Below are 12,567 nucleotides of genomic sequence, written 5' to 3'. Positions count from 1 at the left end.
AGGATTACTGCATGATATCAGTAAACGATTTTAAAACAGGTTTAACAATTGAGGTAGACGGAGGAATTTGGCGCGTACTGGATTTCCAACACGTTAAACCTGGTAAGGGTGCAGCTTTTGTTCGTTCCAAATTAAAGAATTTACGTACAGGTGCTGTTCAAGAAAAAACTTTTAGAGCTGGGGAAAAAGTGGCGAAAGCACAAATTGATAACCGTAAAATGCAATATTTATATGCAAATGGTGACCAGCATGTATTCATGGATGTTGAATCTTATGACCAAATTGAACTTCCTGAGGCTGTTATTGAATATGAATTAAAATTCTTAAAAGAAAATATGGAAGTCCATATTATGATGTACCAATCAGAAACATTAGGGGTAGAATTACCAAATACAGTTGAATTAGAAGTTACCGAAACAGAACCAGGTATTAAAGGGGATACTGCTTCTGGGGGTACTAAACCAGCTGTAATGGAGACAGGGCTAACTGTTCAAGTTCCTTTCTTCGTTAACCAAGGTGATCGTTTAATCATTAATACATCTGAAGCAAGTTACGTTTCACGCGCGTAAACAGGCAGGGAAATCAGAGGATATACTTTATTTTCCATTTGCTTTTCTTTCCATAATCATGTATGATAAAAACATAGAAGCTGCGTTGTACGTTATCGTATGAAGTTTCAACCTTTATCGATAATTAGGGAGTTCTATATTAAAGCAGGATCAGCAGGCCTAATGCCATTTGTCATTAGGACATATGATGAGAGCTTTTGCGAACACCCACCTGGTGGAGCAGGTTTTGAAACTCCATACATCAAAGCGGCAAATGCGGCAAAAAGAAGGAAACCATTGGTTTCCTTCTTTTTTTATTTTAATCGATCGTAGAAACCACTAATTTTTCTATTTTTATAACTAATATTTACAGCTATTTTTAATAGCATAATTGTTATTATTAAAATATGTAAGCGCAATCATAAGTGTGAAAGGATTGATTCTTTATCAAAAAAACTATAAGGTGCATATTGCAAATGATCAATCAAGCGGCTGCAGAATGCTTAGTGATACTATTCATCCCGTAGGTGCAGAAGTATTGGCGACCTACTGGGAGACAGAACCAAAGCTGTGTAAAAAAATATCTGGTTCATTATAGATCATCGAAATAGCTTACTTTAAAGATAGGGGATAGTTAATGATGACAAAATTAATTAATCGTACCATAGCTGATCGTTGGGAAGATGGCCTATTAATTGGAAATGGAAAGATTGGGCTGGCACTATATGGAAATCCACATATAACTTATTTGGATTTTACAGTTCAAGACCTATTTCTAAAAGGTAATCAAATGCAAAAGCTGCCATATTTAGCTCCCTATCTGGAAGAACTTCGCTCCATTATAGATATGCAAGGCTATAGGGAAGGAATTAGATATTTTTATGAGAGAGCCCAAGAACAAGGCTATAAGGGTTTAACGATGAGTGATCCTTTTATACCAGCTGCTAGGTTCCTTATAGAGATAAAACAAGCATCAATAGAAAATTATCAGAGGATCACTGATTTTCAAAATGGAATGATTCAAGTAACTTATGATTCTTCAATAGGAGGCAAGGTAGAAGAAACCTTATTTGCCTCCAAAAAGGAAAATTGTATTTTTGGTAAAATTAAAAGTGAAAAACCGTTAACTGGAAGCATTATTCCGGTTAATTGGAAAGAAATAAAAATGGAAGAGAAGATAACTGTCGCAGCGAATGGCAAGTTAAAATGGGAACATAGATATCAAGATCAAACTGGCTATGATGTAATCTGGTCTATCGATTCCACTGATGGGAGAATCATCTCTAAAAGAGATAGCCTGATGTTTCATGATTCTACCACCATTTATTTTACAATCCAATGCGTTGAAAAAAACAGAGAGGAAAGACAAGTCCGTTGTTATGAAAAGGCAGTTATTGAACACAAAAAAATTTTTTCAAAAAATTTAATGCTGTCAAACTTTTATTAACGGATGAACAAGGAACTATTTATCTTGAAGAAGTTCTTTCAGAAATGAGAACTAGAAAACAAATAACACCAGTATTTATGCAGCTTTTTTATCAAGCATCACGATATGTCATTCAATCAATGGCAAATGGAATTCCGACATTGCAGGGAATCTGGTCGGGAACCTTACATCCTGCTTGGAGTGGTGATTATACATTTGATACAAATGTCCAGCTGGCTATTTCATCATTAGCAAGCAGTGGCTATTTTGCAGAATATCGCAGCTTTTTTGAACGATTAAAAAAGTATTATCCAGATTTTAGAGAAAATGCGCAATCCTACTATGGATGTCATGGATTTTTGGTACCTGCACATGCCAGTACTACAGCAAAACATGTACATTGGAATGAAGAATGGCCGCTCATTTTTTGGATATCAGGAGCCGGTTGGCTCGCTTACTTTTATCATGAATATTGGCATTATACAAAAGATGCAGCTTTTTTGAAACATGAATGCATCCCTTTTTATGAAGAAGTGCTGGCATTTTATTTAGACTTTGCACAGTGTAAAGAAGGAAAACTTCGCTTGTCCCCAAGCTATTCAGCTGAAAATGGAATGGGAGACAATACAACAATGGATATTGCGATTGTTAAGAGTGTGTTAAAGTACTATATTGAGGCGAAAACCTGCTTGGGTGAAGAAGTGGCAAAGATTTATAAGCAATTTTATAAACAAATCCCACCTTATCGTTTGTTAGAGGATGGTGGTATAGCGGAATGGCTAGATCCAAGAACAGTAGAAAATGATAATCATCGTCATTTTTCCAATTTGTATCCGCTTTTCCAAACAAAAGAGATAAATCAAGATACACCGGAATTATGGGAATCTGCAAAAATAGCTTTTAGAAAACGAATGGATTCTTGGTTAAATAATATAGAAGGCGATACAACATCTTCCCATGGGAGAATGCACGCAGCAATGTGTGCGATTAGTTTAGAGCAAACAAAAGAAGTAACAGAATCTTTAGAAGCACTGGTGTTGGAAAACGCATTTATGGATTCATTGGCAACTGCCCATTATCGAGATAAAAATATATTTAATGTAGATGCGAATGGTTCTTTGCCGAAAGTAATTCATGATTGCCTAATTTATTCGGAACATGAGGATAGTGTCACGATCTTAAAGACGGTTCCTTACTTTTTAAGCAGAGGAAAGGCTACTGGTATTTGTTTACCCAATAATTTTTATGTCCAAGCTTTAGAATGGGATATAGAAAAGGGTGATGTTTCTATCACTTTAGAACAAAAGGAAAATCGCTTTCCAAATCTGAATTTAGGTAATCAATATCATGTGAAAAAGGAGACCACGCATCTAAAACAGTTAAATAAAAATATGTGGCAATATACTTGGACTTGTACTTTTGATACATGGGAAAAAAGATAAGTCTTTGAATAGTACTTGCTAGAAGATGTTATTAACAATGCAATAACGAATTAGACACAGATATCGTCTTCATCTAAAAATAGTGCTGTCTAAGTAGAGAGGCGATGAAAGATGCGTAGTAAATTTATACCTATAAAAAGAAGATTGATGCTTATGTTCTTAAGTGTAGTTATCCCAATATTTATTGTAGGGATTTATTTAACGATAAATATAAGGCAGGATATGATTAAGTCTCGAGAAAGAGATATACTAGTTGAAACCGAAAGAGTAAGGAAGGGGCTAGAAGATAATTTCACTTCCATTATCCAAATATCAGATTGGATATATCAGGATGAAGGCTTGGAAGAGCTTGTAACAAAAAGGTATGCCAATCCAAAAGAAATGATTGAAGGGTATAATGAATTCACTTTATTTGATTATTTTCTTAGGTATCATAGTAATTTAGCTAATATTCGATTTTTTGTAAATAATAAATCATTTATGACCAATTCGAACTTCGTTTTTGCTGATGAACAAATAAAAGAGATGAATTGGTATGAAATGGCTCTAGAGGGAAAAGGAAAGATTTATTGGTGTAATCTAGTAGACCCAGTAACAGAGAAACCTTTTTTGGCATTAGTCAGAAGTGTGTATAACTTGGAAAATCAGTTTCTTGGTATTCTTGCCATTTATGTGGATGAGTTATCGTTAATGGATATATTAAATTCGGCAACAATTGATAACGCTTTACTATTAGATAAAGAGCTAACGAATTTTCAATATACAAACCATACACCGAAAAACTACTTAACAAAACAATTGCAAAACAAAATGAAAAATCACCCAATAAATGTTGGGGAGACATATTCCATTGAAATGAAAGAAACAAAACCATTTATATTTTATGGGCAAATGTTAGATTTGCCTAAGTCCATTACGAATCATTTTCAAGTAGTGACAGTAATGAATAATCAAGAAATATTGAACGAAGTAAATAAAATAATGATAAAGAGCTATACAATTATTAGTCTTGTTATGTTACTAGTATTATTTGTTATTAAAAGATATACAAGTTCTATGGATAGAAGGATATTACAATTAAAAGTTTCTATGCATAAAGTGGCAAACGGTGATTTTGATATTCCGATAACGATTGATGGCAATGATGAAATAAGAGATATCTATATTCAGCTTTATACAACAATGGAAAGCCTAAGAGATCTATTGCATAAAAATTATCAGCATCAATTACAAGAAAAAAGCTGGCAGCTGCAGCAGAAGGAATCGGAATTTAAATTATTGGCGAGTCAAATTAATCCACACTTTCTTTATAATACATTAGAAATGATACGGATGAGAGCATTAAAGAATAAGGATAAAGAAGTATCGGAAAGTGTAAAAATTTTAAGCAAACTATTAAGAAGATCCCTTGAAAATAATCAGCAGAAATATGTGAAATTAAGTGAGGAAATTGATTTTTTACTGCTTTATCTGCGAATTCAGCAGCTTCGCTTTGGAAATAGAATTAGATATGAAATTACATCAGATGTAAATACAGCACAATATAATATTCTTCCCCTTATCTTGCAGCCTATTGTTGAAAATGCATTTGTGCATGGGATTGAAGAAAAAGTAGAAAGTGGACTTATTCTAATAAATATTGTGCAAATGGAAGAAGCTATTCATATTTTTATTCAAGATGATGGCAAAGGCATATCGAAAGAAAAATTAATCGAAATTCAACAAATATTACATAAAGAGAAAATAGGAAACCGCATTGGCTTGAATAATGTGAACGAAAGAATAAAAAGAATGTATGGAAAAAAATACGGACTAACAATAACTAGTACAGAAGGGAAGGGAACGATTGTTAAAGTTACCATCCCAATAAAAGCATAGGGGGCGTATAAAATGAAGAAAGTACTAATTGTTGATGACGAGCCGGTAATTAGAGAGGGACTTCCTTATATTATTGATTGGCAGGAATATGGATTTGAAATTGTTGGTGCTGCTCAAAATGGGAAAGAAGGAATAAAACTAATTAATGAATACCAGCCTGATTTAGTAATAACAGATATACGAATGCCTGAGATGGACGGGTTAGAAATGATACAGACTGCCCAAAAGAGAGGAGAAACTTTTTATTCTATTATTCTATCAGGATATTCAGAATTTACTTATGCTCAAAAAGCCATTCGCTTAGGAACAGTATCATATTTGTTAAAACCAATAGATGAAGATGAATTAACAGATATATTGTTAGGGATACGCAAAGAAGTAGATAAACAGAAAGGGACGAATAATGATATCTACAATCTTCTAAGGAAAAATATTTTTGAAGGAGATTTTAAGCCCTGTACGCTTGAATATCGTTTAGCTTGTTTAATTCGTTTTCCAAACCAATCAATAGCAAGGGAATTTCAGACAAGAATAAGGGAGAATAAAAACGTTCTTTGCTATTTATTCACACACGATGATTATACGTATGCTTTGACGCTAATTTTAGATGATTTTGATTTAGATACCGTGGAAAAGGAACTACTGTCTATAGCCAGTCAAGAAGGTGAAGTTATACTTCAGTCTTCATGGCAAAATAAAAGCAGTCATTTGAAGCAGCTATATAAAGAGATAAGAAAGTTAAAGGATATTACCTTTTCTTATGCCAACTTAGGGGTTATTTCAAATGAAAGGATAAAAAGTTTACAAGCTAAAACTCATTTTACAGGAAATATACCAGAGCAGCTGTTAAAGGATATTTTGTATGATGGAGATCTTGCAAATTCTTTATTTAAATATAAGGAAAACTTCCGTTATCATCCCCTCCATGAAAATGAAATCAAATGGAATGTCAGTAAGGAGTTACAAAGTGTTGTAAATAACGTGATAGATACTATTAACCCAACAGATAGAGAGCGCTTGCAGGAAGTGGCGAATACTGCTGAAAGGAGTATTGCAAGAAGTAGGACGATGGAACAGTTAATGAAGGAAATGGAAAATAGTTATCGTGTGTTACAGCAAATTGTGAATGAAAGCTTTAATAGAATTAATACGATCCAAGAAATAGAAAGATATACACAAAAACACTATAAGGAAGATTTAAATCTAAAAATTATATCAGAGCACTTTAATTATAACAACGCTTACATCGGCAAGAAATTCAAAAAAGAAACAGGAAAAAGCTATTCTCAATATTTAGATGAAATACGAATGGGCAAAGCAAAACAACTACTAAAAGATTCTAATTTGATGATTTATGAGATTGCAGAAAGAACAGGTTATGCTAATTTGGACTATTTTTATAAAAAGTTTAAGCGACACTGTGGCATGTCACCAAATGAATACCGAAAATTACAAGGCAATGGGTGAAGCGATGAACAGTAGGCAGCTTTATCATATTCTAAATTACATATCCACTTTCTTTCTTTTGAATCTATGTTTTGTATTCAGTAATATATTATTCTTTACTGCTTTACTACTTTTTCCATTTTCCCTAGAAAATATTATGCTGTTTTATATATCACTTCTCCCTATGGGAGCAAGTCTCACTGCCCTTTTCTCAACTAACGGACGATTGTTAAGAGAAGGAAGTATCACTCCAGTAAGAGATTTTTTCATGGATTATAAAACAAATTTTAAACTCAGTTTTATTTATTGGTTTATACAGTTAACCATCCTTTTTATCTTATTTATTGATTTTTTTTATATACTACAAAAAAATAATTTAATACTGGCTTGTGTAGTTGCTATTCTTTTAGCAATCGTCTTTATCACCACAAGTATTGGTCTTAGTGTATTAAGCCGATTTGAAAGTAATATGAAAACACTATTAAAAGCAGGACCATTTATATTGTTGCGATTTCCAGGAAAAGCATTTTTACACTTGTCCACTTCTGTTATTCTTATTGTTTTTTTTTACTATGTCCCCGCTGTATCCTTTTTATTTGCTTTTAGCCTGTTCGGCTTTATTTTAATGTATTATACAAATCCGGTGCTGTATCAGCTAGAGAAGGAGTTAAAAAAATGAAAACCAGTCCAAAAAACTATCTATATATTTTTATCCTTTTCGTAATGTGTCTGTTGGTAAGTTGCAATCAGGAAAGTGAACATGCTTCTCCCAAACAAAGCAGCATAAACTTAAAAAACATCGAGCAGGCAAGTGAGTTGCATATTAAACAACAGGACAGTTCGATAAAACTCAGCAAAGAAGGAAGTGATTGGACTGTAAAGGAACAGACTTTCCAAGATGATATGGCAAATCAATTTGTGCTAGCTTTTTCAAATATGAGAGGAGATAAAGTGAAAGAGCAGAATGAAATGGATTTATTATTCGAGGTGGCAGCAGATCAATCACAAATGAAGTTATATAAAAAGAAAAATCAATATTATTTAGTGAGACAAAACCAAACTTATCAGCTTTATAATGTTCCAAATCTTGTGAAATACTATTCGCCGGTCATTTTTTCGGAAAAGAAGGCATTTCCGCTAGAAGCAGATCAGATAAAAAAAATTGAATTTCGGGGAGAGCGAGATCATTATTCCTTGAGTAAACAAACTGATTATTCATCTGTAGAAAAGGCCCCCTTTATAAGTGGATGGTTTCTTCATGACTATTATTCACACGACTATTCAGTGGAATACAAAAAAATGGATGAAATCTTATCTACACTTACACATTTAAAAGTATCAGATCCATCAAATGAAATCGATCAAAGTAAGCTGATCAATTGGAAGGAGATTATTATTCAAGAAGAGGGCAAGGAATATACTTTAAAATTGTTAAAGGATGAAAATAATCAATACTATGCTACCGTTAATAAAGAAAAAAATTTGTTTGTCGTTCCAAAAGGGCAAATCGAAAATTTAGTAAATCGCCCTTTTTCTATTATCGATAAGTTTCTGTGCCTTATTATGGCAGATGCTTTGAACAAGTGGACAATTGAAGGCAAACAATCAGAGCAGATAACTGCTATCCATCGACTTAATAGTACATCAGATAAGATTATTTCTACCTTTCAATTGAATAATAGCAATATAGATGAAGCAGACTTTCGAAATTTATATCAATATATTGCTGTACTATCTGCAAATAAGGAATATAAAGGAGAAGCATTAGAAAAGAAACCTTATTTGAAAATGGCGTATGAGTTTGCGTCTGACGGAAGAGAACATAGTCGAAAACTAGAATTTTATCCTTTGAAAACAAATAATAACATGTTTGCTATTAAAGAGAATGGCAATATTGATTTTGTTATCAAAAAAGACCAATTAGTAACGATGCTTAAGCAAGTTAATGAATTTGATTAATCGAGCAATTAGATGGCTGAAATTCTTTCATATAAGGTAGTTTAGAAATATATCCAATAGACAAATTGGTAGCAGTACTTCTAGAAGATAAATTTGCATCTTATCAAAGTGCTCATTCAGCCATGAGCACTTTGGGTTTATTTTAAAGAATATATCAATAAATTAAACGCTTTCAAAACACTATTTTTTACTACTTACTACACTAAGAATTACTATTAAAAATGAAAGCGTATCCAATTATACTTTATTTATAAAGAAGTTACTTTAGATAGGGAGTGGGGAGAGATGGAGATAGCACCTCTTGTTAAGCAAGAAAAAAAGCCCCAAAAGGAGAAAAAAATAACCTGGAAAAAGCTGAAAGATCAAAAAGTACTTATCATCATGGCACTACCCTTGGTAATTTGGCTTATCATTTTTTGTTATCTACCTCTTTTTGGATGGATTATGGCTTTTCAAGATTATAAGCCAGCATTAGGAGTACTAGAATCTCCATGGGTTGGTCTCAAGCATTTTAAAGCGCTGTTTGAGGATGAATTATTTTATCGGGCATTAATTAATACATTGGGTATGGGTGGATTAGGAATTGTTTTTGGAACCGCAAGCTCAATTGCTTTGGCTCTCTTATTAAATGAGCTGCGATTCACAAGATTTAAGAAATTTACACAGACCGTATCATATCTTCCGCATTTTGTATCGTGGGTAATTGTAGCAAACATTGTAACTACCATGCTTTCAACAAATGGAGCATTGAATGAATTATTATTGTCCCTCCATATCATTGATACCCCAATACAATTTATGAGTGATCCCAATAAGTTTTGGTATATTGTCACATTCTCTGATGTTTGGAAAGAGATGGGGTGGAATGCCATTATTTATCTCGCCGCAATGGTGAGTATCGATAAAGAAATGTATGAAGCAGCTTGGGTAGATGGAGCAAGTCGCTTTAAACAAATGATCCACATTACACTTCCATCTATCAAACCTATTATCCTTATATTACTAATTTTGAGTATTGGCAATCTTATTAATATTGGATTTGAAAAACAAATGCTGCTTGGAAATAATATCGTAGCAGATAAAGCGCTTGTACTGGACAAGTATGCTCTTGATTACGGTATTGGTATGTTTAGATATTCCTATGGTACAGCAATAGGAATTTTTAAATCAGTCGTTAGTATTATTCTTATCTTTATATTTAATAATATTGCCAAAAAATCAGGAAATGGCGGACTTATGTAAGGAGGCTAAAATGACAAATTTATTCAGGAAGAAAAAGAGCATAAATCGACCTACTGGCTTTGATTTAGTCATTGGAGCAATAATGATTATCATCATTATCGCCACACTCTATCCATTTTTAAATGTTCTAGCTATTTCATTAAATGATTCAGTGGATACAGCTAAAGGTGGATTGCGCATTTTGCCAAGGGAATTTACTTTTGCAAACTATATAGAAATCTTCAGCAATAATGATCAACTGCTGTTAGCCTTTACCAATTCTGTTTTAAGAACAGTCATTGGTACTATAGCAGGAGTTTTATGTACATGTGTGATGGCTTATGTCATTAGCCGAAAAGACTTCATCTTTCGAAAACATCTTACAACATTATTGATCGTTACGATGTATGTCAGCGGCGGACTAATCCCTGGATATATTTTAATTCGCAATTTAGGATTGATTAACAGTTTTGCTGTCTATATTATTCCAGCATTACTAAGTGCTTTTAATGTAATCGTTATAAGATCCTTTATTGATAGTTTACCAGATGCACTGGAAGAATCAGCAAAAATAGACGGAGCAAATGACTTTGTTATATTTTACAAGATTATTATGCCGTTATGCATTCCAGCGATTGCCACAATAGCTCTTTTTATCGCTGTTGGTCAATGGAATAGCTGGTTCGATACCTATTTATATGCGAGGGGGAATGTTAATCTAACAACACTACAATATGAATTAATGAAGATTTTAGACAATGCTAGTGCACAATCAACGGGAAATGTCAGTAATTCAGCTATGGAGCAATTAAATGCAGGAAAAACTACTCCAGAATCTATTAAGATGGCAATCACTATTATTGCTACTGTACCAATATTGCTAGTATATCCATTTCTGCAAAAATATTTTGTTTCAGGATTAACATTAGGAGCAGTGAAAAATTAATCAGCTAGGTTAGCCTATTTTGCTTATTATTAGGAGGGATTTTTTTATGAAATGGAAGAAAATGATAATGGCAGGTTCGGTGTTATCGGCAAGTCTGTTACTTGCAGCTTGTAATAAAGCTGTTGATTCAGAAAAAGAGAAAGATGGAGACATAACAACCTTAACGTTTTTTAGTGCGGATTTAACGAAGGATGACAAATTTGATAATCCGGTTGCTAAAGAAATTACCAAAAAAACAGGGGTAAAATTAGAAATTTCTCATCCGGTTGGTGGCGATACACAAGCAGTTCCTTTAATGATTGCTAGCGGCGATTATCCTGACTTAATTTTTGGCAAAGGCGATCTTAATAAATTAATTGATGCTGGAGCTGTTATCCCATTAGATGAACTGATTGAAGACAAGGGGGATAATTTGAAAGCTCTGTATGGTGATCAACTAGTCCGCCTAAAGAACAATACAGAAGATCCGCAGATTTACCATGTGGGTACAGGCGGCATGACGAATACAGTATTAAATCCTAGCGGAACATTTAAAATACAATTAGAAGTATTAAAAGAATTAGGCTATCCAGAGATTAAAACTTTAGAAGATTACGAGAATGCTTTAAAAGCTTATAAAGAAAAGTATCCGCAAATCAATGGACAAGATACGATTGGCTTATCTTTATTAGGTAGTGACTGGAGATGGCTCATTACAGTAGGAAACCCAGCAGGATATGCATCTGGATATCAGGATGATGGGCAATGGCTGGTGGATGAAAGTACAGGCGAGACAAGATATAAATTCCAAGATGAGAAAGTAAAAGAGTACTTTAAATGGCTCAACCATATGTATGATGAAGGATTAGTAGATCCAGAGAGTTTTACTCAAAAATATGACACATACATTGCAAAAATATCTTCGGGCCGTGTCATAGGTTTAGCGGATCAAAACTGGGATATAAATGATGGAATTGCGGCTCTTAAAGCAGATGGACAGTCGTGGAGAACTTATGCACCACTTCCTGTGACATTAGAAGAAGGTATTTTACAGCCAGATACAAAAGACTATGGATATACAGGCACGGTTGGTGTTTCCATTTCCTCTACAAGTAAACAACAAGAAAAGGCTTTTGGATTTTTAGACTGGATGGCGTCAGAAGAAGCACAAATCTTAGTTAACTGGGGGATAGAAGGAGAAAACTATGAAATCAAGGATGGAAAACGTGTTGCGACCGATATTAAAGAATCGCAAACAGATCCTAATTATTCCCTTAAAACAGGAGTCGGGAACTATATTTACCCGTTTCCACAATGGGGAACAGGAGCAGTTGACTCCACTGGGCAACCAATATCAAGGTCTGATACGAAAGAATTAGCCATGTCGAATTATACGGAGGAAGAAAAAGAGGTTATAAGTAGTTATGGTCATGAAGTGTGGGCAGACTTCTTCCCATCTCCAGATGAACTAGGTCAGACAAAGCATGGTCGTGCTTATGAAATAGCTATTCCAGCAAGCAGTGATTTGACAGTGATTCAACAAAAGGCAGACGACTACACAACACAAGCAATTACTGATATTATCATTTCCCCTCCAAGTGAGTTTGAACAGAAATGGTCAGAAATGCAAACAAAATTAAAGGAGATGGGGATTGATAAAGCTAGTTCGGATATGACTGGATTAGTAAAAGATCGAATGGAGTTATGGGAGAATTAAAGATT

The 12,567-nt window shown here is 33.8% G+C and carries 11 protein-coding genes and 1 other RNA gene; all 12 read left to right on the top strand.

Annotated elements, in window-relative coordinates; genetic code table 11:
* Positions 1-11 precede the first annotated feature (11 nt).
* Positions 12-569, top strand: a complete 558-nt coding sequence (efp, locus tag C2I06_RS09240) for an elongation factor P (RefSeq protein ID WP_047941155.1) — start codon at positions 12-14, stop codon at positions 567-569.
* 74 nt (positions 570-643) lie between these two features.
* A non-coding RNA gene (gene ssrS, locus C2I06_RS09235) (6S RNA) lies at positions 644-835 on the top strand.
* Between the two features lie 149 nt (positions 836-984).
* Complete coding sequence (locus tag C2I06_RS24975; protein WP_163186012.1) at positions 985-1,146, top strand: hypothetical protein; 162 nt, start codon at positions 985-987, stop codon at positions 1,144-1,146.
* 39 nt (positions 1,147-1,185) lie between these two features.
* The gene (locus C2I06_RS09230; RefSeq protein ID WP_123257922.1) at positions 1,186-1,995 is read left to right on the top strand and encodes a glycoside hydrolase N-terminal domain-containing protein; all 810 of its coding nucleotides are present in this window, start codon (positions 1,186-1,188) and stop codon (positions 1,993-1,995) included.
* 17 nt (positions 1,996-2,012) lie between these two features.
* A complete protein-coding gene (locus tag C2I06_RS09225) occupies positions 2,013-3,416 on the top strand; it encodes a glycosyl hydrolase family 95 catalytic domain-containing protein (RefSeq protein WP_420915968.1) in 1,404 nt (467 codons plus the stop codon).
* Positions 3,417-3,527: 111 nt separating this feature from the next.
* Positions 3,528-5,294 (top strand): cache domain-containing sensor histidine kinase, encoded by a 1,767-nt coding sequence (locus C2I06_RS09220; RefSeq protein ID WP_123257920.1) that lies wholly within the window; start codon positions 3,528-3,530, stop codon positions 5,292-5,294.
* Positions 5,295-5,306: 12 nt separating this feature from the next.
* On the top strand, positions 5,307-6,761 hold the full coding sequence (locus C2I06_RS09215; protein ID WP_095332815.1) for a response regulator transcription factor: 1,455 nt from the start codon (positions 5,307-5,309) through the stop codon (positions 6,759-6,761).
* Positions 6,649-7,419, top strand: a complete 771-nt coding sequence (locus C2I06_RS09210) for a DUF624 domain-containing protein (protein ID WP_123257919.1) — start codon at positions 6,649-6,651, stop codon at positions 7,417-7,419. The genes C2I06_RS09215 and C2I06_RS09210 overlap by 113 nt, the downstream gene beginning before the upstream one ends.
* Positions 7,416-8,699, top strand: a complete 1,284-nt coding sequence (locus C2I06_RS09205; protein ID WP_123257918.1) for a DUF4340 domain-containing protein — start codon at positions 7,416-7,418, stop codon at positions 8,697-8,699. Before C2I06_RS09210 ends, C2I06_RS09205 begins: the two co-directional genes overlap by 4 nt.
* A 285-nt stretch (positions 8,700-8,984) precedes the next feature.
* On the top strand, positions 8,985-9,941 hold the full coding sequence (locus C2I06_RS09200; protein WP_095332819.1) for an ABC transporter permease: 957 nt from the start codon (positions 8,985-8,987) through the stop codon (positions 9,939-9,941).
* Positions 9,942-9,951: 10 nt separating this feature from the next.
* Complete coding sequence (locus C2I06_RS09195) at positions 9,952-10,866, top strand: carbohydrate ABC transporter permease (protein WP_095332820.1); 915 nt, start codon at positions 9,952-9,954, stop codon at positions 10,864-10,866.
* A 46-nt stretch (positions 10,867-10,912) separates the two neighbouring features.
* Entirely contained in the window at positions 10,913-12,562 is a 1,650-nt protein-coding gene (locus C2I06_RS09190; protein ID WP_123257917.1) for an ABC transporter substrate-binding protein, read from the top strand.
* The last annotated feature ends 5 nt before the right edge of the window (positions 12,563-12,567 follow it).

Source organism: Niallia circulans (genome assembly GCF_003726095.1).
GTDB lineage: Bacteria > Bacillota > Bacilli > Bacillales > Cytobacillaceae > Niallia > Niallia circulans_A.
This window is presented reverse-complemented; position numbering and strand designations above follow the sequence as displayed.

Bases quoted from the DNA above. Each gene is read 5' to 3' on its own strand.
- C2I06_RS09220 (WP_123257920.1), top strand. From the start codon at position 3,528: ATGCGTAGTAAATTTATACCTATAAAAAGAAGATTGATGCTTATGTTC.
- C2I06_RS09230 (WP_123257922.1), top strand. From the start codon at position 1,186: ATGATGACAAAATTAATTAATCGTACCATAGCTGATCGTTGGGAAGAT.
- C2I06_RS09190 (WP_123257917.1), top strand. From the start codon at position 10,913: ATGAAATGGAAGAAAATGATAATGGCAGGTTCGGTGTTATCGGCAAGT.
- C2I06_RS09210 (WP_123257919.1), top strand. From the start codon at position 6,649: ATGAGATTGCAGAAAGAACAGGTTATGCTAATTTGGACTATTTTTATA.
- C2I06_RS09215 (WP_095332815.1), top strand. From the start codon at position 5,307: ATGAAGAAAGTACTAATTGTTGATGACGAGCCGGTAATTAGAGAGGGA.
- C2I06_RS09205 (WP_123257918.1), top strand. From the start codon at position 7,416: ATGAAAACCAGTCCAAAAAACTATCTATATATTTTTATCCTTTTCGTA.
- C2I06_RS09195 (WP_095332820.1), top strand. From the start codon at position 9,952: ATGACAAATTTATTCAGGAAGAAAAAGAGCATAAATCGACCTACTGGC.
- C2I06_RS09200 (WP_095332819.1), top strand. From the start codon at position 8,985: ATGGAGATAGCACCTCTTGTTAAGCAAGAAAAAAAGCCCCAAAAGGAG.
- efp (WP_047941155.1), top strand. From the start codon at position 12: ATGATATCAGTAAACGATTTTAAAACAGGTTTAACAATTGAGGTAGAC.